General features: G+C 73.9%; 21 protein-coding genes and 1 tRNA gene. 12 read left to right on the forward strand and 10 right to left on the reverse strand.

Annotated elements, in window-relative coordinates:
- Nucleotides 1–246 precede the first annotated feature (246 nt).
- Complete coding sequence (locus ACWCPN_RS03155; RefSeq protein WP_451202078.1) at nucleotides 247–1,680, forward strand: GH1 family beta-glucosidase; 1,434 nt, start codon at nucleotides 247–249, stop codon at nucleotides 1,678–1,680.
- A gap of 90 nt (nucleotides 1,681–1,770) precedes the next feature.
- On the opposite strand, the gene ACWCPN_RS03160 is transcribed toward ACWCPN_RS03155, so the two are convergent.
- From ACWCPN_RS03160 to ACWCPN_RS03170, 3 genes are all read right to left on the reverse strand, one after another.
- Nucleotides 1,771–3,255: a cellulose binding domain-containing protein gene (locus ACWCPN_RS03160; RefSeq protein WP_451202080.1), complete on the reverse strand. Its 1,485-nt coding sequence runs from the start codon at nucleotides 3,253–3,255 to the stop codon at nucleotides 1,771–1,773.
- A 175-nt stretch (nucleotides 3,256–3,430) separates the two neighbouring features.
- Nucleotides 3,431–4,807: a sensor histidine kinase gene (locus tag ACWCPN_RS03165; protein WP_451202081.1), complete on the reverse strand. Its 1,377-nt coding sequence runs from the start codon at nucleotides 4,805–4,807 to the stop codon at nucleotides 3,431–3,433.
- Nucleotides 4,804–5,511, reverse strand: a complete 708-nt coding sequence (locus ACWCPN_RS03170) for a response regulator transcription factor (RefSeq protein ID WP_451202083.1) — start codon at nucleotides 5,509–5,511, stop codon at nucleotides 4,804–4,806. Before ACWCPN_RS03170 ends, ACWCPN_RS03165 begins: the two co-directional genes overlap by 4 nt.
- Before the next feature lie 98 nt (nucleotides 5,512–5,609).
- Here ACWCPN_RS03170 and ACWCPN_RS03175 point away from each other — a divergent pair, with 98 nt between their 5' ends.
- Complete coding sequence (locus ACWCPN_RS03175) at nucleotides 5,610–6,128, forward strand: hypothetical protein (protein WP_451202084.1); 519 nt, start codon at nucleotides 5,610–5,612, stop codon at nucleotides 6,126–6,128.
- A 27-nt stretch (nucleotides 6,129–6,155) separates the two neighbouring features.
- On the opposite strand, the gene ACWCPN_RS03180 is transcribed toward ACWCPN_RS03175, so the two are convergent.
- Together ACWCPN_RS03180 and ACWCPN_RS03185 are read right to left on the reverse strand one after the other, a co-directional pair.
- A complete protein-coding gene (locus ACWCPN_RS03180) occupies nucleotides 6,156–7,025 on the reverse strand; it encodes a spermidine synthase (RefSeq protein WP_451202085.1) in 870 nt (289 codons plus the stop codon).
- Between the two features lie 34 nt (nucleotides 7,026–7,059).
- The gene (locus ACWCPN_RS03185; protein WP_451202086.1) at nucleotides 7,060–7,470 is read right to left on the reverse strand and encodes a hypothetical protein; all 411 of its coding nucleotides are present in this window, start codon (nucleotides 7,468–7,470) and stop codon (nucleotides 7,060–7,062) included.
- 266 nt (nucleotides 7,471–7,736) lie between these two features.
- Here ACWCPN_RS03185 and ACWCPN_RS03190 point away from each other — a divergent pair, with 266 nt between their 5' ends.
- A complete protein-coding gene (locus ACWCPN_RS03190; RefSeq protein ID WP_451202087.1) occupies nucleotides 7,737–9,188 on the forward strand; it encodes a hypothetical protein in 1,452 nt (483 codons plus the stop codon).
- A gap of 28 nt (nucleotides 9,189–9,216) precedes the next feature.
- Here the strand turns inward: ACWCPN_RS03190 and ACWCPN_RS03195 are convergent, their stop codons facing one another.
- On the reverse strand, nucleotides 9,217–9,813 hold the full coding sequence (locus ACWCPN_RS03195) for a histidine phosphatase family protein (RefSeq protein ID WP_451202089.1): 597 nt from the start codon (nucleotides 9,811–9,813) through the stop codon (nucleotides 9,217–9,219).
- Between the two features lie 211 nt (nucleotides 9,814–10,024).
- Here ACWCPN_RS03195 and ACWCPN_RS03200 point away from each other — a divergent pair, with 211 nt between their 5' ends.
- The 8 genes from ACWCPN_RS03200 to ACWCPN_RS03235 all read left to right on the forward strand — a co-directional run bounded on the left by ACWCPN_RS03200 (nucleotide 10,025) and on the right by ACWCPN_RS03235 (nucleotide 16,444).
- A complete protein-coding gene (locus ACWCPN_RS03200) occupies nucleotides 10,025–10,969 on the forward strand; it encodes a phosphatase PAP2 family protein (RefSeq protein WP_451202090.1) in 945 nt (314 codons plus the stop codon).
- Nucleotides 10,866–12,062: a hypothetical protein gene (locus ACWCPN_RS03205; RefSeq protein WP_451202091.1), complete on the forward strand. Its 1,197-nt coding sequence runs from the start codon at nucleotides 10,866–10,868 to the stop codon at nucleotides 12,060–12,062. The genes ACWCPN_RS03200 and ACWCPN_RS03205 overlap by 104 nt, the downstream gene beginning before the upstream one ends.
- Nucleotides 12,053–13,681: a hypothetical protein gene (locus tag ACWCPN_RS03210; RefSeq protein ID WP_451202093.1), complete on the forward strand. Its 1,629-nt coding sequence runs from the start codon at nucleotides 12,053–12,055 to the stop codon at nucleotides 13,679–13,681. Before ACWCPN_RS03205 ends, ACWCPN_RS03210 begins: the two co-directional genes overlap by 10 nt.
- Nucleotides 13,678–15,015 carry an AAA family ATPase gene (locus ACWCPN_RS03215; RefSeq protein ID WP_451202094.1) on the forward strand — a complete coding sequence of 446 codons (1,338 nt, stop codon included), beginning with the start codon at nucleotides 13,678–13,680 and terminating at the stop codon, nucleotides 15,013–15,015. Before ACWCPN_RS03210 ends, ACWCPN_RS03215 begins: the two co-directional genes overlap by 4 nt.
- The gene (locus tag ACWCPN_RS03220) at nucleotides 15,012–15,161 is read left to right on the forward strand and encodes a hypothetical protein (RefSeq protein ID WP_451202095.1); all 150 of its coding nucleotides are present in this window, start codon (nucleotides 15,012–15,014) and stop codon (nucleotides 15,159–15,161) included. Before ACWCPN_RS03215 ends, ACWCPN_RS03220 begins: the two co-directional genes overlap by 4 nt.
- Nucleotides 15,162–15,321: 160 nt before the next feature.
- The gene (locus ACWCPN_RS03225) at nucleotides 15,322–15,693 is read left to right on the forward strand and encodes a hypothetical protein (RefSeq protein ID WP_199210672.1); all 372 of its coding nucleotides are present in this window, start codon (nucleotides 15,322–15,324) and stop codon (nucleotides 15,691–15,693) included.
- A gap of 114 nt (nucleotides 15,694–15,807) precedes the next feature.
- Nucleotides 15,808–16,380, forward strand: a complete 573-nt coding sequence (locus tag ACWCPN_RS03230) for a bifunctional DNA primase/polymerase (RefSeq protein WP_451202096.1) — start codon at nucleotides 15,808–15,810, stop codon at nucleotides 16,378–16,380.
- A tRNA-Lys gene (locus ACWCPN_RS03235) sits at nucleotides 16,371–16,444 on the forward strand. Before ACWCPN_RS03230 ends, ACWCPN_RS03235 begins: the two co-directional genes overlap by 10 nt.
- A 139-nt stretch (nucleotides 16,445–16,583) precedes the next feature.
- On the opposite strand, the gene ACWCPN_RS03240 is transcribed toward ACWCPN_RS03235, so the two are convergent.
- On the reverse strand, nucleotides 16,584–17,873 hold the full coding sequence (locus ACWCPN_RS03240; protein ID WP_451202279.1) for a M6 family metalloprotease domain-containing protein: 1,290 nt from the start codon (nucleotides 17,871–17,873) through the stop codon (nucleotides 16,584–16,586).
- A gap of 320 nt (nucleotides 17,874–18,193) precedes the next feature.
- Here ACWCPN_RS03240 and ACWCPN_RS03245 point away from each other — a divergent pair, with 320 nt between their 5' ends.
- Nucleotides 18,194–20,008, forward strand: a complete 1,815-nt coding sequence (locus tag ACWCPN_RS03245; RefSeq protein WP_451202097.1) for a putative bifunctional diguanylate cyclase/phosphodiesterase — start codon at nucleotides 18,194–18,196, stop codon at nucleotides 20,006–20,008.
- On the opposite strand, the gene ACWCPN_RS03250 is transcribed toward ACWCPN_RS03245, so the two are convergent.
- The 3 genes from ACWCPN_RS03250 to ACWCPN_RS03260 all read right to left on the reverse strand — a co-directional run bounded on the left by ACWCPN_RS03250 (nucleotide 19,987) and on the right by ACWCPN_RS03260 (nucleotide 22,696).
- Entirely contained in the window at nucleotides 19,987–21,075 is a 1,089-nt protein-coding gene (locus tag ACWCPN_RS03250; protein WP_451202099.1) for an LLM class flavin-dependent oxidoreductase, read from the reverse strand. The two genes, ACWCPN_RS03245 and ACWCPN_RS03250, sit on opposite strands and share 22 nt — an antisense overlap.
- Nucleotides 21,076–21,173: 98 nt before the next feature.
- The gene (locus tag ACWCPN_RS03255; protein WP_451202100.1) at nucleotides 21,174–21,905 is read right to left on the reverse strand and encodes a maleate cis-trans isomerase family protein; all 732 of its coding nucleotides are present in this window, start codon (nucleotides 21,903–21,905) and stop codon (nucleotides 21,174–21,176) included.
- A complete protein-coding gene (locus tag ACWCPN_RS03260) occupies nucleotides 21,902–22,696 on the reverse strand; it encodes a maleate cis-trans isomerase family protein (RefSeq protein ID WP_451202102.1) in 795 nt (264 codons plus the stop codon). The genes ACWCPN_RS03255 and ACWCPN_RS03260 overlap by 4 nt, the downstream gene beginning before the upstream one ends.
- Nucleotides 22,697–22,733: the final 37 nt, after the last annotated feature.

A 22,733-nucleotide genomic window follows, 5' to 3' on the forward strand; every position in this document is an offset into this window, starting at 1 on the left:
CGCCGCCGCGCGATGCGGCCGCGAGCCGTGAACCGGAACCGGGCGCGGGCCGGGAAACGGAATCGGGCACGGGCGGCGAAACGGAACCTGAGGCGGGCCGCCGGGACGGAGCCCGGGGCAGGCTCTGCGACGAGCCTGCCGCGAGCCGGGCGCCGGCTGTGAGAGCCCGTACCGGGAAGGGTGGGGGCTTCCGCATGGGAGCGCTCCCATGCACAATGGGGCGCAGCCGATCCGGGGAGTCCCTCCATGACAGAGCCCTTGCCGTCCGCGCCCTTCCCTCCCGCGTTCCTCTGGGGCGCCGCGACGTCCGCGTACCAGATCGAGGGCGCGGTGCGGGAGGACGGCCGAACTCCCTCGATCTGGGACACCTTCAGCCACACCCCCGGCAGGACCGCGGGCGGGGACACCGGTGACGTCGCCGTCGACCACTACCACCGCTACCGCGAGGACGTCGCGCTGATGGCGGAGCTGGGCCTGACCGCCTACCGCTTCTCCGTCTCCTGGTCCCGGGTGCAGCCGACCGGCCGGGGCCCGGCGGTCCAGGTGGGCCTGGACTTCTACCGCCGCCTGGTGGACGAGCTGCTGGCGCACGGCATCAGACCGGCGATCACCCTCTACCACTGGGATCTGCCCCAGGAACTGGAGGACGCCGGCGGCTGGCCGGAGCGGGACACCGCCCACCGGTTCGCCGAGTACGCGCGGCTGGTCGGCGAGGCGCTCGGCGACCGGGTGGATCAGTGGATCACCCTCAACGAGCCGTGGTGCAGCGCCTTCCTGGGCTACGGCTCCGGCGTGCACGCCCCCGGGCGCACCGACCCGGCGGCCGCCCTGCGCGCGGCCCACCACCTCAACCTGGCGCACGGCCTGGGGGCGGCGGCCCTGCGGTCTGTGCTGCCGGCCCGCGGCGAGATCGCGCTCAGCCTGAACTCCTCGGTGGTGCGCCCGCTCTCCCAGAGCCCGGCCGATCTGGCGGCGGCCCGCCGGATCGACAACCTGGCCAACGGCGTCTTCCACGGCCCCGTCCTGCACGGCGCCTACCCGGAGACCCTGTTCACCGAGACCGCCCCGGTCACCGACTGGTCGTTCGTACTGGACGGGGACCTGCGCGCGATCAGGTCGCCGCTGGACGCGCTGGGCCTGAACTACTACACCCCGACCCTGGTCTCCGCGGCGGACGGCAGGGCCGCGGGCCCGCGGGCGGACGGTCACGGCGCCGGAGCGCACTCCCCCTGGCCGGCCGCCGACGACGTGCTGTTCCACCAGACGCCGGGCGAGCGGACCGAGATGGGCTGGACCGTCGACCCGACCGGGCTGCACGAGCTGATCATGCGCTATTCGCGCGAGGCGCCGGGCCTGCCGCTGTACATCACGGAGAACGGCGCGGCCTACGACGACAAGCCCGACGCCGACGGCCGGGTGCACGACCCCGAGCGCGTCGCCTATCTGCACGGCCACCTGGCCGCGGTCCGCAGGGCCATCGCCGACGGCGCCGACGTCCGCGGCTACTACCTGTGGTCCCTGATGGACAACTTCGAGTGGGCGTACGGCTACGACAAGCGGTTCGGCGCGGTGTACGTGGACTACGCGACGCTGGAGCGCACCCCGAAGTCGAGCGCCCGCTGGTACGGCCAGGTGGCCCGGGCGGGAGCGCTGCCGACGGCGGTGGAGCCGGCGGTCTGAGGGACCGTCCGGCGGCCCGGACCGCCGGACGGCGTGGGCGCGGCACCCGGATAGGGGGTGCCGCGCCCACGTCATGCCGTCGTGCCCGGCTCAGTTGAAGGCGCCGAAGGCCTTGGCGAAGGCGAACTTGTCCTGGGTGACGGAGCTGCAGGTGGCGTCTGCGGTGGGCTTGGTGCCTCCGTCGCACTGCTTGTCGCGGGTCGCGGACCACATGGAGAGCCAGCCGAGGCCCTTGGACTTGGCGAAGTCCACGAGCTGGGTGGCGTCGTCGACCTTGAAGACCTCGGTGGAGACGTCGTTGACACCGATCATCGGGGTGACCGCGACCGTCTTCCAGGCGGCCGGGTCGGACAGCCCCAGCACGCTCTTGACCTGGGCCTGGGTGGCGGTGGCGGCCTGCACGGCGTAGGTGCCCATGTCACCGCTGTACGCGGGCCCGTAGTCCATCGCCATGATGTTGACGGTGTCGATCCTGACACCGTTCGACTTGGCGTCGGACAGGAGGTTCACGCCGTCCTGGGTCAGTCCCTCGGGCATCACCGGCAGGGTGAAGGAGACGTCCAGGTCCGGGTGCTGGGCCTGGAGCTTGGCGATGGCCCGGGCCCGGCGGGTGTTGGCCGCGGTGTCGGGCAGCGCGCCGCCCTCGACGTCGAAGTCGACCTTGGTCAGCTTGAAGGCGTCCACGGCCTTGCCGTACGCGGCCGCCAGGGCGTCCACCGAGGAGCAGGTGGTGGCCAGCTCCGAGCCGGAGGCGCCGCCGAAGGAGACCCGGACGTCACCGCCCCTGGCGCGCAGGGAGCCTATCTGCGCGGCCACCACGTCGCCGGTGAGGTCGGTGACACCGCCCCACTTGGGAGTGCAGCCGCCGCCGTCGGTGACGAAGGCGAGGTTGAAGTTCTTCACGCCGGTCGCGTCGGCCGCGGCGAGGAGGTCGAAGGCCGGGTAGAGGGAGGTGTCCACGTAGGGGGCGAAGCCGGCCGAGGCGGTGGTGCCGGTGCCCGTGCTCTGCGAGGGGGTCGGGGTCGCGCTCGGGGCCGGCGTGGTGCTCTGGCTCGGCGTGGTGCTCTGGCTCGGCGTGGTGCTCTGGCTCGGCGTGGCGCCGGGGGTCGGGGTCCGGGTCGGGCGGCCGCTCGGCTCGGGGGTGGCGCCGTCGTCCGCGGAACACCGCGCGTCGTCGACCCGGCAGCCCGTCGGGTCGCCCGTGCCGTTGACCACGAAGCCGACGGTGACCGACTTGCCGACGGCCAGGCCCTCGGTGTCCCACTTCGCGGGCTTCACGGTCACGTGCTGACCGCTGACGCCGGCCTCGGCGTTCCACAGGGAACCGAGCTTCGCGCCCGCGGGCAGGTCGAACTCCAGCGTCCAGGTCTTCTCCGTCCGGCCGCTGTTGTTGGTGACGACGTACTGCGCGGAGTAGCCCGTCGACCAGTCGCTGGTCCTGGTGTACGCGGCGTTGACCCCGGCCGCGTTCGCCGTACCGGTGAGCAGGAGGGCGCCGCCACCGATCACCGCCGCGGCCACCACGGAGCCGATCGCCTTGTTCCTGCCACTGATCCTGCGCCGGTGCGTGCTCATGCGCGTGCCTGCCTTCGCTGTTCACGGGGGGTGGGGTGCGGCAGCACGCTAGCGAGCCGGAAACGGGCAAACGGGCCGATGGGGACGGCCGTCGTAGTCCTTAGGGTGCGCTTAAGGAAGGGATCGGGGACGGTTAAAGGTCGAGACCAATCCGTGGTCCGGTGCGAACGGAACGTCAGCGGGCGCCCGCCGTCCGGCGGCGTCGGCGCACACTCCCCCGGTGTCCCCGGCCGGCGGGCTTCCGGCCGTCGATCTGGAACCAGATCCGCACCTCGGTCCCGCCCAGCACCGAGGAGCCGATGCGCACGTCACCGCCGGTGGCCTCGGCGAGGCGGCGCACGATGTCCAGGCCGAGCCCGGTCGAGCCCGCGCTGCCGGAGCCGCGGCCGCGGGCCATCGCCGCGTCGGGGTCGGGTATGCCGGGGCCCGCGTCGGAGATCAGCACGATCACCGCGTCCTCCGCGCTGTGCACGTCGACCGCGAAGGCGGTGCCCTCGGCCGTGTGCCGGAAGACGTTGCCGAGCAGCGCGTCGAGGGCGGCGGCCAGATCGGCGCGGGCCACGGGTATGCGCACCGGCCGCTCGACCCCGGCCACCCGCCACTTGCGGCCCTCGTCCTCCGCCAGCGCGGACCAGAACTCCATCCGCTCGCGCACCACTTCGGCCGCGTCGCAGCCGGCGCCCGGACCGGCGGCCACCGTCTGCGGCTTGGCCTCCCGGGCGGTGCGGATGATGGTGTCGACCTCGCCTTCCAGCTGCGCCACGGCCGCCCGGGTCTGCTCGGCGGCGGCCCCGGCGCCGAGGGAGGCCGCGTTCAGCCGGAGCACGGTCAGCGGAGTGCGCAGCCGGTGCGACAGGTCGGCCGCCAGCTCGCGCTCGTTGGCCAGCAGTTGCACGACCTGGTCGGCCATGGAGTTGAACGCGACCGCCGCGAACCGCAGTTCGGCCGGCCCGTCTTCCGGCACCCGGGCCCCCAGATTGCCCTCGCCGAGCTCGTGCGCGCTCTCGACCAGCCGTTGGGCGGGCCGCACCACGCGCACCCCGAGCCGGTCGGCGACCGCGACCGAGCCGACGATCAGCGCGAGACCGACCGCCGCGAGCACCGCCCAGGCCGTGCCGACGCCGTTGCTCGTCTCGGACTCGGGCACGTACACCTCGACGACCGCGATCGCGCCGGAGCCGAGCGCGACCGGCTGCAGCAGCGTGGAGCCGCCGGAGACGGAGGTGGTGGAGGCGCGGCCCAGTTTCCGGACGGCGGCGATGTCCTCGCCGGCGGCGCGCTGGCGGCCGAGGTCCAGTGCTCCGCGGCGGCCGTCGGCGGGCAGGTGCACGGCCATCCCGGAGTCGGCGCCCGCCGACGCCACCACCCGTTCCAGCTTGTCCCGGTCGGTGGTGATGGACAGCGCGGGGGCGACCGCGGCGGCCTCCCGTTCGGCGTTGGAGAACGCCCGGTCGCGGGCCATCTCCTTCACGACCAGTCCGAGGGGTACCGCGAAGGCGATCACGACCATGGTGGTGACCGCCAGGCACACCTTGACCAGAGCCCATCTCATCGCGTCGGCTCCCCTTCCCCGGGCGGCTCCAGCTTCACGCCGACACCCCGGAGGGTGTGCAGATAGCGCGGGCGGGCCGCGGTCTCCCCCAGCTTCCGGCGCAGCCAGGACAGATGGACGTCGATCGTCTGGTCGTCGCCGTAGGACTGCTGCCAGACCTCGGCGAGGAGTTCCCTGCGGGCCACGACGACGCCGGGACGGCCGGCGAGGAAGGCGAGCAGGTCGAACTCGCGGCGGGTCAGGTCGAGGCGGGTCCCGTCCAGTTCGGCCTGGCGGCGCAGCGGATCGACGGTGAGCCCGCCGACCCGCAGGACGCTGGAGGGCGGTGCCTCGCCGCCGGCGGCCCGGGCCCGACGCAGCACGGCCGCCATGCGGGCCGACAGGTGCTCGACGGAGAACGGCTTGGTCAGGTAGTCGTCCGCCCCCGCGTTGAGCAGCCGGACGATCTCCGCCTCGTCGTCCCGCGCGGTGGCGATGATGACGGGCACGTCCGTGATGCCGCGCAGCATCTTCAGGGCCTCGGAGCCGTCCAGGTCGGGCAGTCCGAGGTCCAGGACGACCACGTCGAAACGGAGATGGGCGACCTCGCGCAGCGCCTCCAGTGCCGTACCGACGCTGCGCACGGTGTGGGCGGCGTCGGTCAGGTGCCGGATGAGCGCCGAGCGCACGAACTGGTCGTCCTCGACCACGAGCACACTTGCCATGCGCCGCACCGTACGCCATGCGGCCGACGCCGGTGCCCCGCCTGTGGATGACCGGGGACGAGTGCGCACCACGGTGCCCCTGGGGCAGTATGGCCGCGATGCGCAGAGGACTCGTACACGTACTGGCCTGGCTGCTCGCCACGGGCGCGGCGGTCACGCTGTCGTGGTGGGGTGTGCACACGGTGATGGCCGGCACGGCCTACGACCCGCCGCGCGCCCTGCCGATCACGGCGGCCGACACCACCACGCGGGGCTCGAAACCGGTGGGTTCGCCCACCGCCCGGCCGCCCCGGCCGAAGAGCCCGCCGGCCGGGCAGCCGGCCCGCACGCCCTCCCGGACCCCGTCCCGTACCGCCGGTGCCTCCCCGTCCGCCTCCGCCGGTCCCACCGCTTCCGGCCGGGTCAAGGCCTACGGCACCGAAGGCGGCCGGGCGGTCTTCGACCTGGGCACGGCCGACGCGACGCTCGTCTCGGCGACGCCGGGCACCGGCTGGTCGATGCAGGTGTGGAAGACGGAGAGCTGGATCCGGGTGGAGTTCAGCCGGGACGCCGACCGGGTGTCGGTGTTCTGCACCTGGCACGACGGCCCGCCGCGCGTCGAAGTGGGCACGTACTGAGGGGCCGTGGGCAGGTCGGCCGGTCGGTCAGCGGAAGACCGAGGGCGGCGGGGCCGGGGAGGCCACCGCCGCCTCGTCCGTGACGGGGGCGGCGCCGCCGGTGAAGTCGGTGAGCCGGCCCCCGTGTTCGACCCGGGCGGGGTGCGGGTCGGAGGCGGCGCGGCGGGTGAGTTCGGCGAGCGGCAGCGGCAGCCCGGAGGCGGCCAGGACGGCGTTGCCGAAGCGTTTGCCGCGCAGCACGGCCGGGTCCGCGATCAGCGCGAGGTCCGGGAAGCGGGCGGCGACGGTGGCTATCTGACCGCGCAGGTGCGCGAGCGGCGGCCCGTCGGCGACGTTGGCGGCGTAGACACCGGACGGCTTGAGGACCCGGCGGACCTCGTCCAGGAACTCGGTGGAGGTGAGGTGGGCGGGGGTCCGGGCACCGCTGAAGACGTCGGCGATGATCAGGTCGGCCCAGCCGTCCGGGATCCTGCCCAGTCCCTCGCGGGCGTCCGTCGAGCGCACCCGTATCCGCGCGTTCGGGTCGAGCGGCAGCTCCCGCCGCACCAGTTGGACGAGGGCCGCGTCGCGCTCGACGACCTGCTGGGTGGAGCGCGGCCGGGTGGCGGCGACGTAGCGGGCGAGCGTGAGGGCGCCACCGCCCAGATGCACGGCCTGCACCGGCCGGCCGGGCGGCGCGGCGAGGTCGATGACATGACCGAGCCGGCGCTGGTACTCGAAGGAGAGGTACGCGGGGTCGTCCAGGTCCACGTGCGACTGGGGCGCCCCGTCGATCAGCAGCGTCCGGGCCCGGGGGCGGTCGGGGTCGGGCACGAGCTGTGCGAGCCCGCCGTCGACGGATTCCGTGACGGCCTGCGCGTCGGCCGGTCTGCGCCGGCTGGTTCTCGACCTGCCCATGGGGCCATTTTCGCAGGCGTGCCGAGCGGGTGCCTCACCGGCAGTTGTCGGCCGCCTCGATCATCCGGGCCGCCTCACCGAGGGCCCGGCGCAGCACCGCGGGATCGGTCGCGAGGTCGGCCTCGCCGGGCGGCAGCAGCCAGTCCGAGCCCTCCACCGGCGGCTCGGGGTTGAGTCTCAGTCCGCGTCCGTCGGTCTCCGTGCAGGTGCTGCCCGGCACGTCCCAGCAGGCGGCGGTGCCGGCGGGGACCAGGAAGCCGAGGGTGTCGCAGCCGTCGTCGTGCAGGACGGGACCCACGTTCTCCGGCGCGCCGCGTCGCAGGATGTCGACGGCCTCCAGTCCCTGACGGGCCGGCACCGTCACGAGGTCGCAGGTCGCGTCACTCCCCGACGCGGACGGTGGCGCGCCCGGTGTACAGGGATCGTTGCTCTGGCTGGTCTCCATGCCGGCCTCCACCACGCTGCACGTTTGCGGTCCGTGGAGTCCAACGCGCGAGCCCGTCAACGGCTACGGCACAAGTGCGCCGCAAAGGATGGCAGTTCATGGCAGATCGTGGGTGAGATATCCGTTTTGTAGCCAAACACTGCGTGGCGGGTCCGACACAGCGGGTACGTTCTTGCCCGCCGGAACCAGGGTGTCACACGGACAACTCAGACCGAATCCACCTCGGATCCGGCTTGGTTCGACGGTTCGCACGAGAGGACCCGGCCATGGCGTCGTCAACGGAGACCGCGTCACAGTCCGAACGGCCCGCACGGCCGAACCTCGCCTTCCGGCAGCTGCGCGGCCGGCACTCACCGGCCGAGTTCGCGGCGCTGGTGCGGCGGGCCGCGCGCGAGATCGGCGAGCGGGTGAGCTGTGACGCGCGCTACGTCGGCAGGGTCGAGGCGGGTGAGATCCGCTGCCCGAACTACGCGTACGAACGGGTGTTCCTGCACATGTTCCCCGGCCGCACGCTCAGCGACCTCGGCTTCGCGCCGCGCTCGTCCGTCCGCGGGCGCGCGGCACGTACGGCCTCCGGGACACCCCCGGCTTTCGGTACCACTGAGACGCGGGGGGCCCATGAGCCGTATGACACGCAGGACCCGTACGACCCGCACGAGCCGTACGAGAACCACCCCCTGAACCACGAGGAGAGCGACGTGCTGCGTCGCGCATTCATGACCGGCGGAGGCGCCACCGTGGCCGCCGCCACGCTGGGCCCGCTGGGGCTCACCTTCGACGCCACCGCGGCGGTCCGCCCGTCGCGCCGCGTCGGCACCCCCGAGGCGGCCGCGCTCGAGGAGGCCGTCCGCCGCATCCGGCTGCTCGACGACCGGCACGGCGCGGACGGCCTGTACCAGCGCGCGGCCGCACCACTGCGCGCCGCCTACGCGCTTCTGGACGCGGGCGCGACCCGGCAGACGACCGCCGAGCGCCTGCACTCGGGCGCCGGTGAACTGGCCATCTCGGTGGGCTGGCTGGCCCATGACTCCGGCCGTTTCGACGACGCCCGCTCGCACTACGCCGAAGCACTGGCCACCGCCCGGATGACCGGCGACCCGGCCCTGGAGGCGCACGCCTTCTGCAACACCGCGTTCCTGGCCCGGGACGCCGGCCGCCCCCGGGAGGCGGTGCGCGCCGCGCAGGCCGCACGCCGGGCCGCGGCTCCCCTGGGCTCGCCGCGGCTGATGTCCCTGCTCGCGCTGCGCGAGGCGGGCGGCTGGGCGGGGCTCGCCGACCGCACGGGCTGCGAACAGGCGCTGGCCCGGGCGCAGGCCCTCTTCGAGCGGGGCCACTCGGACGCCGACCCCGAGTGGATGAGCTTCTACGGAGAGGCCGAGCTGGAGGGCCTGGAGGCGCAGTGCTGGTCGACGCTGGGCGACTGGCGGCGCGCGTCCCGGCACGCCCGCCGGGCGGCCCGTCTCCAGGACCCCCACTTCACCCGCAACATCGCCCTCTACACCGCCGAACTGGCCGACGACCTGGCCCGTGAGGGCCGCCCCGACGAGGCGGCGGCGGCGGGCCTGCGCGTCCTGGACCTGCTCACCCAGGTCCAGTCCTCCCGCATCCAGACCATGCTGGCGGGCACGGCCCGGGTGCTGCTCCCGCACCGCCGCGCCTCGGGAGTCTCCGACTTCCTGGACCGCCACGCCTCGACCCCCAGGGCGGGGCGGGGGTAGACCCGCGGCCACGGCACCGGGCGCCTGGTCACCCGGCCAGGTGCCCCACGTCGTTCCAGCTCTCGATGGCAGGCTCCCCGTAAGCCCACCCCAGCACCGACAGCGAGGTCGGGTTGAGCCGTATCCGCCCCGCGAACGCCAGCGGCAGCCCCAGCCAACGCGCCCCGATGGACCGCAGAATGTGCCCGTGCGCGAACACCAGCACGTCCCGGTCCGCCGACCGGGCCCACTCCACCACCTCGTCCGCGCGCGCGGTGACCTCCGCGAGGCTCTCGCCCTCGGGTACGCCGTCCCGCCAGATCAGCCAGTCGGGCCGGCCGGCCTGGATCTCGGCGGGGGTCATGCCCTCGTAGGCGCCGTAGTCCCACTCCATGAGCGTGTCCCAGACGGCGGCGCGCTCACCGAACCCGGCCAGTTCGCACGTCTCACGCGCGCGCACCAGCGGACTGGTCCGCACCTCGGCCTCCGGCAACCCGTCCAGCGGAGCGCGGTGCAGCCGCTCGCCGAGCAGCTTGGCCCCGCGCCGCCCCTCCTCGAGCAGCGGTACGTCGGTCCTGCCGGTGTGCTTGCCGGACAGCGACCACTCCGTCTGTCCGTGCCGGGCCAGCAGGATGCGCGGTGCCATGGGAGACCTTTCGGGGACGGGTGGAACAGCTCTTGGGCATCTTGGGCGGAAGACGCGGTACTCCCATCATCGCTCAGCCGGGCCACGGGCAACCCGGCGGGCGGTACCCGCGTCTTTGAGGGCTGAAGCGCCCGCGTGGCCGGGATGCGGACACCGTAAAGTGGCACGGCGCCGCCGTGGCGCGCCGCAGCAGAAGGGGGAGGGCGATCGGATGCCGCAGACCGACACACCGGGCATCGAGGTGACCCAGCGGGCCCGGCTGCGGTGGTGGACCGAGCTGCCCCTGATCCTGCTGGTCTACGGCTGCTACTCGGCCGGCCGCCTGCTCGCCCGGGGCGACGTCTCGTCCGCCGTCGACCACGGCCTGGCGATCCTGCGCCTGGAGAAGGCCCTCTACCTGAACGCCGAGCACCCGCTCAACCGGCTGTTCACGCGCGAGCCGTGGCTCGGGATACCGGCCGACTTCTGGTACGCCTCCCTGCACTACGTCGTCACGCCGGCCGTCCTCGTGTGGCTGTTCCGGTCCCGTACCGAGCACTACCGGGCGGCCCGGACCTGGCTGATGGCGTCCACGTTCATCGGCCTGATCGGCTTCACCCTGCTGCCCACCTGCCCGCCCCGGCTGCTCTCCCCGGGATACGGCTTCGTCGACACGATGGCCCACTACAGCTCGTACGGCTGGTGGGGCGGCGAGGCCAGTGCGCCGCGCGGCATGGGCGGCATGACCAACCAGTACGCGGCGATGCCGAGTCTGCACGTCGGCTGGGCCCTGTGGTGCGGGGTCGTGCTCTGGCGGTACGGCGGCACGCGCCTGACGAGGATCCTCGCCGTCGCCTACCCGCTGCTGACCGCCGTCGTGGTCATGGGCACCGCCAACCACTACTTCCTCGACGCGGTCGCGGGCGTGGCCGTGATGGGCGTGGGCCTGCTGCTGGCGCCGCGCCTGATGCGGGCCACCGACCTGCTCCGGGCCCGCTTCGCCGCCCGGGCACCGCGGCCCGCGGCGGCCGCCGGTTCCCCGATTGTCAGTGTCGGATGCCAGACTTCCGCGGGTGAGCGAATTCCACGGCAGCGCGAGTCGCAGCTCGCTTCCGCCGCCGAACCGGACGCCTCCCCCAGCGACGCGGGAGAAGGGGCTCCGGCAGCGGCTCGCTGAGCTGCGCGGTCCCGACGTACCGGCCAAGGCCCTGGACGCGCGCGCCCTCGCGGCGCTGGCCGCGAACCCGGGGTGCAGCAGGCGGGCGATCCTGGACGGCGCCGGGGTGGACAAGGCGGTGCTGGCCGACCGGCTGGGCGCGCCGTCCGGGTTCGGTCAGTCGCAGTTCGCGCTGACCCGGGGCAACGCGTTCGAGGCGAAGGTGAAGGCCGACGGCGGCGCGGAGCTGCTGCGGCTGGTCCACTCCCGGCTCGATCCGGGCGCCGAACCGCCCGCCGGGGCCTCGGTTCCCGACCTGTCCGCGCACGGCCCCGAGGGGCGTACGGCCCGGACCGCATTGGCGCTGCGCGAGGCCGTGGACGCGGGCGGCTGGACGCTGCTGGACCACCCGATGCTGGCGCTGGACGTGGCGGGTTCGCTCGCGTTCCTGGAGCCCGACGCCGTGGTGGTGCACCCGGACGGCAGCTGGACGGTCGTGGAGATCAAGTCCTTCCCGATGCTGGACGGCTCGGCCGACCCCGCGAAGGTCGGCGCCGCCGCCCGGCAGTCGGCGGTGTACGTGCTGGCCCTGGAGGACGTCGCCGCCCGGCTCGACCCGGCCCCGCGGGTGCGGCACCGGGTGCTGCTGGTCTGCCCCAGGGACTTCTCCAACCTGCCCACCGCCTCCGCCGTCGACGTGCGCAAGCAGCGCGCGGTCACCGCCCGGCAGCTCGCCCGGCTCACCCGCGTGGAGGACATCGCCGGCACCCTGCCCGAGGGCACCTGCTTCGCCCCGGACCGGCCCGCCGAGGAGCTGACGGCGGCCGTCGAGTCGGTCCCGGCGGCGTACGCGCCCGAGTGCCTGTCCACCTGCGAACTGGCCTTCCACTGCCGTGACCGCTCCCGCGCGGACGGTGCCGTGACCAGCCTCGGCCGCCCGCTGCGCGCCGAACTCGGCGGTCTGACCACGGTCGAGGACGTCCTCTCGGCGGCCCGCGGCGAGAGCGGCGATCCGGACGACCCGGCGGTCGCGGCCCTGCGCCGGGCGGCCGCCCTGCGCGCGGAGGCACTGGCCGAGGCAGCCGGCCGGGAGGTGGCGGCCGCGTGTCACTGATCGCGACCCTGGCCCGCCTCGAGGCCGTGAGCACCGGCCGCGCCCAGCCCGCGGCGACCGTCCGCCACCGTCGGCTGTCCGGCCGTCCCCTGGTGTTCGTGCCGCTCACCACCGCCGGTGAGGCCGGGGCCCCGCTGGGCGCGCTGGTCGGCACCGACCGGGACGCGCCGCGGCTGCTGGTCGTGCCGCAGCCCCGCGACCGCGACCTGCGCTTCGCGTTCCTCGCCGAACTGGCGGACGTGGTCCTGCCGTACCTCGACTCCTACGCGGGGGACGTGGAGGCGGCCGAGCGCACGGAGACCGACCCGGAGACCGGCAAGCGGGTCAAGGTCGAGGTCGAGCTGTGCGCCGACGCGCCCCAGCTCATCGTGCCCAGCCGGGCCGGCCTCGACTTCGTACGGCTGCTGGGCCGTTCCATGCGGTTCCGCCGCACCGCCGAGCAGGACCCGGAGGCGCCCCACCCGGCGCCGCCCCGGGTCCCGCTGCTCGGCCGCTGGCTGACCCACTACGGGGAACGGGCCCGGGTGCCCGGCTCCTCCCTGCTGCTGGCCCTCACCGACGTGCTGTCCCGGCACTGGGCGACCGGCCAGTCAGGCCTGGAGGACCAGCACCTGGGGGCCCTGCTCGCCTGGATCGCTCCTCCCCCGCCGTCGGGCTCGGCGGAGGAGCCCCGGCGGGCACGCACCGGCGCGGAGGCCGCGCGGTGGGCCGAGCTGGCCCGGGACGACGAGGGACAGCTCCACTGCCCGCCGGCCGGCCCGGCCACCGATCCGGCGTTCGACAACAAGCTGCTGGCCCCGGCCATCGAGCGCTACGACCGGGCCCGTACGGCCCTCGCCGCCGCCGAGGACGCCGTGCAGGCGGACGAGCGGCTGGCCGCGCTGTCCGCGGCCGAGCAGCACGTCCGCGATCTGGTGGAGAGCCGCGTACGGCCGACCTGGGACTCGGTGTGGCAGGGGCTGGACCTGCTGCGAGCGCTGCCGGAGGGCGCGCACGTCGAGGAGCGGTGGACGCGGGACCGCTGGTCGTTCACCGGCCACCGCGACCGGGTCCTGGCCGGCGAACCCCCGCAGCCGCGCCGGGACGACGCGGTGACCGCGGCCAACAAGCTGGCCACGCGCGAGCGCGAGCAGGCCCGGCTGGAGGCCCAGGAGGCGCTGGACGATCCGCTGGTGATGGCCGGGCGGCGGCTGGCCGGGGAGGCCTTCGCGGGCGAGGTCACCGACGCCGTCATGGCGTACAGCGAGGGCAAGCGGCCCAGCCCGCGCCCCCTGGTGACGGTCCGCACGGAGGACCGGCCGCATCTGGCGGAGCGCGCGAAGGTGTTCCGCCGGCTGGGCGGCAAGCCGCAGGCGGCGGAGTTCGTCGGGTACGAGGGCGCCCCGGAGGACGGTGTGCTCGTCCTGCGGATCGTGGACAAGATGGGCCGCGGCAAGGAGCCCGAGCCGGGTTCGGTGCCGGAGAAGGGCGACGCGGTCTGCTTCACGCTGTTCGAGCACGAGCAGCGCGGCGGCGCGAAGCTGCCGGACCCGGAGGAGACCCCCTGGACGCACGGCGGCCCGCCGGGCGAGGCGGCGCCCGAGGCGCCCGACACCGTGACCGAGGAGGACGTGCTGTGACGACCGTCGACTTCGACCCCGGAGCCGCGGCGGCACGCGCCACGGAGGCGATCCTCCACGACACCCTGCACGGCACCGAGCGGGGCGTGGTCGTCGACTCCCCGCCGGGCGCGGGCAAGTCCACCCTGGTGGTGCGCGCGGCCCTCGAACTCGCCGCCGCCGGGCGCCCGCTGATGGTGGTCGCGCAGACCAACGCCCAGGTGGACGACCTGGTGTTGCGGCTCGCGGAGAAGGACCCGGACCTTCCCGTGGGCCGCCTGCACAGCAGCGACGCCGACCCGTACGACAAGGCGCTGGACGACCTGCCGCGGGTCCGCACGTCGGCGAAGGCGGCCGATCTGAACGGCCTCCCGGTCGTCGTCTCCACCGCCGCGAAGTGGGCGCACGTCAAGGTGGACGAGCCGTGGCGGCACGCGATCGTGGACGAGGCGTACCAGATGCGCTCGGACTCGCTGCTGGCCGTGGCCGGCCTGTTCGAGCGGGCGCTGTTCGTCGGCGACCCGGGGCAGCTCGACCCGTTCTCGATCGTGGGCGGCGAGCAGTGGGCGGGGCTGTCGTACGACCCGTCGGCCTCGGCGGTCACCACTCTGCTGGCCCACAACCCGGAGCTTCCGCAGCACCGCCTGCCGGTGTCCTGGCGGCTGCCGGCGTCGGCGGCCCCGCTGGTCTCGGACGCCTTCTACCCCTACACGCCGTTCCGCAGCGGCACGGGCCACGGCGACCGCCGGCTGACGTTCGCGGTCCCCTCCGACGGCTCCGGTCCCGACCGGGTGATCGACGAGGCGGCCGTGTCCGGCTGGGGCCTGCTGCAGCTGCCCGCCCGCCACACCCCGCGCACGGACCCGGAGGCGGTACGGGCGGTGGCGGCGGTCGTACGGCGTCTGCTGGACCGGGGCGGCGCGGCGGTGTCCGAACGCTCACCGGACGCGACCCCGCTGACCGCCGACCGCGTCGCCGTCGGCACCGCCCACCGCGACCAGGCCGCGGCGGTGCGCGCGGCCCTGGCCGAACTCGGCGTCCCGGACGTCACGGTCGACACCGCCAACCGGCTCCAGGGCCGCGAGTACGACGTCACGGTCGTCCTCCACCCGCTCTCCGGCCGCCCCGACGCCACGGCCTTCCACCTGGAGACCGGCCGCCTGTGCGTACTGGCCTCCCGCCATCGCCACGCCTGCGTCGTGGTGTGCCGCGCGGGGGTCGGCGACCTCCTGGACGCCTACCCGTCCACGGAGCCGGTCCAGCTCGGCACGCTGGTGAAGTTCCCGGACGGGTGGGAGGCGAATCACGCGGTCCTGGCCCACCTGGCCGAACACCGGGTGGAATGGCGCCCATGACCGCCCCACGAGCCGTCCCGCCCACCCGCCGGACGGAGTCCGGCACGCCGCCGGAGGCGGCCGGTGAACACAGCCCGGACGGGTGGGAGGCGAATCACGCGGTCCTGGCCCACCTGGCCGAACACCGGGTGGAATGGCGCCCATGACCCCCCACGACCCCGCCCTGTCACCCACGTGGCCCAGCGCCGGGTGGAGCGATGGCCGCGGGGATCGCTCCCGAGGGCCTCTTGCGGGGGCGCGGGACAATGGACGGTGGGCCGCACGAAGGCGGTGCCCAGCGAACCGACCGTATGGAGGAGACGCGACATGGCGGAGCCCACGCCGCGCAGGAACGAACCGCGGCTACGCCCCGCGCCCCTGCTCTTCGAGCCGGCGGAGGCGGCCACCGATCCCGAGCACTTCTTCGACCTGGAGTCGATCGAGGACCCGCGGGAGCTGCTGGCGCGGGCGACGGAGCTGACCCAGGCGTTCCGTGCGGCGGCCGACCGGGCCATGGAGTTCCAGGCCGTCGCGGCGGCCCAGCTCGCCGACCCGCGCCGGTTCGACCGGCTCACCCCCGCGGACATCGCCGGACGCGCGGAGTGGACCGAGGACTACGCCAAGAAGATGGTCGAGTTCGGCCGGGACCTGATGCGCGGCGCCGACACCGAGGGCCGGCCGTCCGTCGATCCGATCTGACCAATCCCGCCCGGCATATGCCAGGCGGGCAAGATACTCCTCTCCGCCCCCTCCCGTCCCGAATTTCCGCAACTCAGGAGAACCGCCCACTCACGGCGGGTAAATCTGGTTGGCATGAGCAGCACGCCGAACGTCACCTGTGCCACGGCCGACGGAGCCTCCTGGCTCGCCTCGGCGGTCACGTACCCGCGCAGCACGCTCGCCCTCTGGCGCGAGCGGCCCGACGCCCCGCTGGTGCTGCCCTGCGGCACCGTGTTCGACGTGGTGAGCGCCCCGGCGATCTTCGGGCGCCGGATGCTGGACCGGCTGTGGGACGAGGGGGCGGGTTCCGGGCCGGTGGCGGTGTTCCGGGGCCGCATGCTGCTGTTCACCGCCCCTGGTACGGCCCAGCGGCTTCCCTCGCTGCTGACCTGGGAGGAGTGGGGGTCCAACCGCACCGCGGCGGTACCGCCGCTGCTCTGTCACGGCACCGGTGACGCGGTGACCGTCCCGGCCCTGACCGGCGGCGGCGCCGACTCGGCCGGCTCCCGCTGGCTGGTGGCGCCGGACACCCGCCACCCCTGGCTGCCGGGCCCCGAGGTGGTCCTGTGGGCGGCCGTACGGGCGGCCCGCGCGGCGGTGCGGATATCGATTTTTCCTCCCGCCGACCATGATGCTAATGTCTACGACGTCAGCAGGCGCCGCTAGCTCAGTTGGTTAGAGCAGCTGACTCTTAATCAGCGGGTCCGGGGTTCGAGTCCCTGGCGGCGCACGATGACGATGGCGAGGCGTGTTCGCGTAAAGCGCGAACCACCTCGCCATCTCTGTTGTTGCGCGGCTTCGCCGCGCGTCGTGGGGGCTCCGCCACCCACACCCCCAGAGGGCGGCCGTACCCGGCGTTTCTCAAGACGTCAGCCGACCAGCCCCGGTGTGATCTTCACCGTCCAGGCCCCGGACGTCGTCCGCTCCTCCACCTCGACCTTCACACCCTCGCCCGGCACCGTGAAGCTCTCACCGAGGGCGACAGGGGCGTCGGCCAGGGGCGGGTAGACCGAGTTCTCCCAGCAGGCCTCGGTGCCGGGATGGGCGTCCACCACCTCGATCGGCCCGCCGCCGGACGCCTCACCGCTGCGCACGCGGTACACCAGCACCCCCTGCCGGCAGGCCGCCTGATCGTTCCCGGCCGGCCCGCGCGCCTCGAACGCGAGCGCGCTGTCCGGGCCGGTGCGCACCACCGCCAGCTTGGTCCCGTGACCCAGGCCGAACGCCGGGGCGCCCGCGGCACCCGCGGCACCCGGCCCGCCGGCACCCGTTCCGCCCGCCCCCGCACCGGCCCCGGCGGTCAGCGGCTCCAGGGTCAGCCGGGTCGGGCCCGTGCCCCGGACGCACGCCACCTGGCGCGGGTCCAGCCAGCCCAGCTTCCACTTGTGCCAGGCGAACAGATCCGGGGCGAGTCCGAACTGGCTGCCCATCAGGTCCCAGTCGCCGACATAGGTGTCCCAGTCACCCTTGCCGTCGACCGGACGGTGGTACAGGTCGGGCAGGTCGAAGACGTGCCCGGTCTCGTGGGCCAGCACCAGGCGGTCCGGCGGATGCTTTTCGAACACGGTGACGACCCGGCGGACGTCGGTGCCGTCGACCCGCATCGGCGTCTGGAGGTTGACCACCTTCGTCGCGTCCGAGTCGACACCGGGCGCGTCCGGATCGGCGACGAGATAGACCACGTCGTAGCGGGAGAAGTCCACCTCCCCGTCGGCCGCGGCGAAGGCGTCGCGCAGGTAGGCGGCCCGGTCCGCGGCGCTCCAGTCACGCCTTATGGCGTACGCGGTCGACGGCCTCGGCATGCGCAGCCAGTGCTTCAGCGGGTGCGGGCGCAGGGTGAATCTGCCGTAGGACGCCTGTTCGTAGAACCGGCTGGTGGCGGGGAAGTGGTCGGCGGCCAGTTCCTCGGGCGTGGTCTCCGGGTGGGCGTCCGGGAACGACAGGAAGATCATGACGGCGTCGAGCGTCCCGGCCGGCCGGGGGTAGGCACTGTTCCAGGTGTCCACGCCCTCCGAGTGGTGGGCCTCGGTCCGGTGCAGTGCGCAGGGGGTCGTCGAGAAGGGCTCGGCGACCGACGGGCCGGTGAGGATCGAGGTGGCGGCGAGCGCCGACATCGTGGTGGCCACGGCGGCGGTGCTGCGCAGCTTGGGCACGGAAATGACCTCCGGAGGCGGTTCGCGGGACACCGCATCCAGAGTGTGGGAGATTATTGCGATTCGTCCTGTTTGCCTGAACCAGAAGGGTGAGTGCGCCCGTTTGCGCGGCGCGCGCACCGGCGGCCGACACCCCGAAACACTCACGGAACGTCACAACTGGTCGAGGGCCTGAAGAACCCGTCCAGGTGCGGGCAGAAACGATCTGTCAGAACCTGTGGTCTGTCCGGGACACTGGCAAGTGGCTGGAAGGCCCAAGGGCCAGCCTCTATGATCGGCACACTTTCCGGCACGGACAGAGATCGAGTGCACTGCGGGAGCGAGCGGTGAGCGGAACGTCCGAAGGGCCGACGCCCGCGGCAGACCTCGACCGGTCAGCCGTCACAGACAGTGATCACACCATCTACCACCGTGTCTTCGCGGCCGCCCCGCTGTCCATGGCGGTCGTCGACCCCGAGGGCCTCGTCGTCGGCGCCAACGCCGCCCTCGGCGAACTCCTCGGCGCCGACCCGCGGACGCTGACCGGGCGCGCCGCCGCCGATCTGGTGGACCTGGCCTCGGACACCCGCACCTGGCACGCCTACCGCGAGGTCCTGCGCGGCCGGCAGGCGAAGCTGCGCTGCACCCGCAGGATCAAGCACCCCGAGGGGCACTCGGTGTGGGTGCAGGTCACCGTGACCCCGCTGGCCGACGGCGGACCGGGCGTACTGGTCTCGGCCACCGACATCAGCGCCCGCCGCGAACTCCAGTCCCGCCTGCGGCACTTGGAGATGCACGACCCGGTGACCCGGCTGCCCAACCGCACCCTGTTCTTCGAGCGCCTGACGGCCGCGCTGGATGCGGAGGCCTACGAGCACAGCGGCACCGGCCGGATCGGCCTGTGCTACCTGGACATCGACGGTTTCAAGGCCGTCAACGACACCCTGGGCCACCGGGTCGGCGACCGGCTGCTCGCGACGGTCGCCGAACGCCTGACCCGGGTCGCCGACGAGGCCGGCCACGCCCGCGCCGGGACCCCGCTGGTGGCGCGGCTCGGCGGCGACGAGTTCGCCCTGCTGGTCGAGGACTCCACCGGAACCGAGCAGGTCGCCGATCTCGCCGAGTCCGCGCTGAAGGCCCTGGAGGAGCCGTTCGACCTGGCCGGGCAGCGGCTGTCGCTGACCGCCTCCATCGGCGTCGTCGAGCGGCACGCGGCCGGCACGACCGCGACCGGTCTGATGCAGGCGGCCGACACGACGCTGTACTGGGCGAAGGCGGACGGCAAGGGCCGCTGGACCCTGTTCGACCCCGAGCGCAACGCGCACCGCATGACCCGCCAGGCCCTCTCCTCCACCCTGCGCCCCGCCATCGAGCGCGGCGAATTCGCCCTGGAGTACCAGCCGTTGGTGGGCATGGAGGACGGACGGCTCAGCGGTGTCGAGGCGCTGGTGCGCTGGCACCACCCCCAGTTCGGCACGCTGACGCCGAATCGGTTCATCGCACTGGCCGAGGAGGACGGCTCGATCGTGCAGCTCGGCCGCTGGGCGCTCGCGACCGCCTGCCGGCAGGCCCGCCGCTGGCAGCTCGACCACCCCGACGAGCCGCCGATCTTCGTCAGCGTGAACGTGGCCGTGCGCCAGGTGTGGGACTCCGACCTGGTGGCGGACGTGGCCCAGACCCTCGCCGAGACCGGACTCGCCCCGCACCTGCTCCAGCTCGAACTGACCGAGTCGGCCGTGATGGGCTCGGCCGGCCGGCCGCTCCAGGCCCTGCAGGCGCTCAGCGACATGGGCGTGCGCATCGCCATCGACGACTTCGGCACCGGCTACTCGAACCTGGCGTACCTGAGCCGGCTGCCGGTGAAGGTCCTGAAGCTGGACGGCTCCTTCGTGCGCGGCTTCCAGTACGAGGAGGCGGCCAAGGACGCACCGCAGGTACCGCCCAACCCGGCCGACGAGGTGATCGTGGAGGCGATGATCCAGCTGGCCCACCGGCTCGGCCTGACCGTCACCGCCGAGTGCGTGGAGACCTCGGCGCAGGCCACCCGGCTGCGCCGGATCGGCTGCGACACCGGGCAGGGCTGGCTGTACTCCCGTCCGGTGCCGCCGGATCGTATCTCCGAGCTGCTCGGGACCCAGGACTACGCGGTGGGCAAACCGTAGGCGTCGGCGATCAGTTCGTAGGAGCGCAGGCGCAGTTCGCCGCGGTGGGCGTGCGTGGTGAGCATCAGCTCGTCGGCGCCGGTGCGCCCCCGCAGGTCGTCGAGGCCGGTGCGGACCTCGTCGGCCGTGCCGTGCACGATGTTGCCGCCCCAGGACGCCACGAAGTCCTCCTCCATCGGGCTGAACTCGTACTTCTCGGCCTCGTCGGGGTCGGGGAAGAGACCGGGCCGGCCGGTGCGCAGCCGGATCATGTTCAGCGCGGTCGCCCGCACCTGCCGGCGGGCCTCCCGCTCGTCGTCGGCGGCGAGCGCCGAGACGCCGATGAGGGCGTAGGGCCGGTCGAGGAGCTCGGAGGGCCGGAAGGTCTGCCGGTAGAGGTCGAGCGCCGGGATGGTGTTCTGCGCGGAGAAGTGGTGCGCGAAGGCGAAGGGCAGTCCGAGCATCCCGGCGAGGCGGGCGCTGAAGCCGGAGGAGCCGAGCAGCCAGACGGGCGGGCGGTGCGCGGACTGCACACCGCCGGGGGTGCTGCCCTGGACGGGGCCGGGGATGGCGTGGATGCGCCGGTAGGGGTGCCCGTCGGGGAAGTCGTCGTCCAGGAAGCGGAGGAGCTCGGCGAGCTGCTGCGGGAAGTCGTCGGCGCCCTCGTTCAGGCCGTCGGTGCGGCGCAGCGCGGCCGCGGTGGCGCCGTCGGTGCCGGGGGCGCGGCCGAGGCCCAGGTCGATCCGCCCGGGGGCCATCGCCTCCAGCGTGCCGAACTGCTCGGCGATCACCAGGGGCGCGTGGTTGGGCAGCATCACGCCGCCCGAGCCGAGCCGGATGCGGTCGGTGTGGGCGGCGAGGTGGGCGAGGATCACCGCGGGCGAGGAGGAGGCGACGCCGGGCATGGAGTGGTGCTCCGCCACCCAGTACCGGTGGAACCCGCGGGACTCCGCGAACCGGGACAGCTCCACGCTGGTGCGCAGCGCCTCGGTGGCGGTGCTGCCCGCGCCCACGGTCACCAGGTCCAGTACGGAGAGGGGGACGGGGGCGGTGCCGTGCGTCGTGCCCCGGATCTCGTCTGCCGACACGGTGTGTGCCTCCTGTTTCTGGCCGTGAGCTGTCCAGCGTGGGCCAACAGGAGGCTGTCCCCGTTTATTCCGGGGCCCCTCCCGGCCCCCGCTCCCGGTCAGGCCTGGACGATCGGCTCGCGGGTGAAGAGCGTGCCCAGTTCGGGGGCGTTCACCCGCCGGTCGGCCAGGCGCAGCGCCTCCCACACGGTCACCTGGTTGGCGGTGAGCACCGGCTTGGACAGGGACTTCTCCAGCAGGCCGAGGTGGGCGGCCGTGCGCAGCGCGGTGTCCGGCAGCAGCACGGCCTGGGCGTCGGCGACGTCCGCGGCCCTGGCCAGCGTCAGCACCTCCTCCTCGCCCCAGGTGCCGACCTCGGCCGCCGTGACGATCCCGGACGACCGGGTCGCGACCACCTCCAGTCCACCGGCCCGCAGGAAGTCCGTGAACAGCGCGGCCACCTCCTCCGGGTACGTCGCGCCCACGGCCACCCGCTTCACACCGAGCTCGCGGGCCGCGTGCACGAAGGCGAAGGACGTGGAGGAGGCGGGCATCCCGGCCATCAGGGCCAGTGACCGCACCTGCTCCTGGGCCCCGTCCCAGCCGTGCACGAAGCTGCCGCTGGTGCACGCCCACACCACCGTCTCGGCGCCGCTCAGCCGCAGCAGCTCCATACCGGCGGCGAGCCGCTCGGGCGACCCCATCTCGCGCAGCGCGTCGACGCGGTGCGCGTCCTCCCCGATGTCGGTGTGCACCAGGTCCACCCGGATGTCGCTGCCCAGGAGCTGCTCGATGCGCGGGTAGTCGTCCTCCCCGGAGTGGCCCGGGTAGAGGAATCCGAGTGCAGTCATGTCAGCCCTTCTCCGTGTTCCTGTGTCTCTTCGGGCAGTGCGGGCCAGTCACGCGCCGTCTCGTCGAGCAGCGCCTGATAGGGCCCCACGGCTCGGGTACCCAGTCGGCGCAGCGCCGCCCACATCGTGACCTGGTTGGCCGAGAGCACGGGGATGCGCAGTTCCGCCTCGAGCTGGGGGATCACGTCGTACGTGGGGAGGTTGGTGCAGGAGATGAACAGCGCGTCGGCCGAGCCGGGCCGGACCGCGCGCCGGGCCATCGCGACCACGTCCCGGTACGGCACCCGCCAGATGTGCCGGGTCAGCCCCATGAAGGCGCACCCGGTGACCCGCACGCCGGCCTCGGCGACGAACGCTTCCAGGGCCCGGGTGACGGACACCGTGTACGGGGTGACCAGCGCGGCCCGCCGTATCCCCAGCTCGCCGAGCGCCTCCACGAGCGCTCCGGAGGTCGTCACCGACGGCAGCTCGCCGGACCGGCTCATCGCCGCGCACATCGCCCGCTCCCCGGCCCTGCCGCCGACGAAGCTGCCCGAGGTGCAGGCGTAGGCGACGACCTCGGGGGCGACGGCGTTCAGCGCGCGCACCGCCTCGCCGAGGGTCTGGTGCTCGCTGACCAGCCGGGCGAGGTCCAGACTCACCTCGACCGGCACGAACGGGGTACGGGTCAGATGCAGCGACACCCCGTCCGGCACCCAGCGCCACAGCTCGCGGTCCAGCGCGAAGTCGAACGGGGCCACGACCCCGACACCGCGCTGGGGGCGGGGACCGCCGAGAAAGGAGACGTCCATGGCACACCTGCCTCACGCGGGGAGACGAGGGCAACGG

Source organism: Streptomyces sp. NPDC002386 (genome assembly GCF_053593175.1).

Bases quoted from the DNA above. Each gene is read 5' to 3' on its own strand.
- ACWCPN_RS03255 (WP_451202100.1), bottom strand. From the start codon at position 21,905: ATGACTGCACTCGGATTCCTCTACCCGGGCCACTCCGGGGAGGACGAC.
- ACWCPN_RS03190 (WP_451202087.1), top strand. From the start codon at position 7,737: ATGGCGTCGTCAACGGAGACCGCGTCACAGTCCGAACGGCCCGCACGG.
- ACWCPN_RS03185 (WP_451202086.1), bottom strand. From the start codon at position 7,470: ATGGAGACCAGCCAGAGCAACGATCCCTGTACACCGGGCGCGCCACCG.
- ACWCPN_RS03160 (WP_451202080.1), bottom strand. From the start codon at position 3,255: ATGAGCACGCACCGGCGCAGGATCAGTGGCAGGAACAAGGCGATCGGC.
- ACWCPN_RS03200 (WP_451202090.1), top strand. From the start codon at position 10,025: ATGCCGCAGACCGACACACCGGGCATCGAGGTGACCCAGCGGGCCCGG.
- ACWCPN_RS03195 (WP_451202089.1), bottom strand. From the start codon at position 9,813: ATGGCACCGCGCATCCTGCTGGCCCGGCACGGACAGACGGAGTGGTCG.
- ACWCPN_RS03155 (WP_451202078.1), top strand. From the start codon at position 247: ATGACAGAGCCCTTGCCGTCCGCGCCCTTCCCTCCCGCGTTCCTCTGG.
- ACWCPN_RS03230 (WP_451202096.1), top strand. From the start codon at position 15,808: ATGAGCAGCACGCCGAACGTCACCTGTGCCACGGCCGACGGAGCCTCC.
- ACWCPN_RS03180 (WP_451202085.1), bottom strand. From the start codon at position 7,025: ATGGGCAGGTCGAGAACCAGCCGGCGCAGACCGGCCGACGCGCAGGCC.
- ACWCPN_RS03220 (WP_451202095.1), top strand. From the start codon at position 15,012: ATGACCGCCCCACGAGCCGTCCCGCCCACCCGCCGGACGGAGTCCGGC.
- ACWCPN_RS03225 (WP_199210672.1), top strand. From the start codon at position 15,322: ATGGCGGAGCCCACGCCGCGCAGGAACGAACCGCGGCTACGCCCCGCG.
- ACWCPN_RS03170 (WP_451202083.1), bottom strand. From the start codon at position 5,511: ATGGCAAGTGTGCTCGTGGTCGAGGACGACCAGTTCGTGCGCTCGGCG.
- ACWCPN_RS03165 (WP_451202081.1), bottom strand. From the start codon at position 4,807: ATGAGATGGGCTCTGGTCAAGGTGTGCCTGGCGGTCACCACCATGGTC.
- ACWCPN_RS03175 (WP_451202084.1), top strand. From the start codon at position 5,610: ATGCGCAGAGGACTCGTACACGTACTGGCCTGGCTGCTCGCCACGGGC.
- ACWCPN_RS03260 (WP_451202102.1), bottom strand. From the start codon at position 22,696: ATGGACGTCTCCTTTCTCGGCGGTCCCCGCCCCCAGCGCGGTGTCGGG.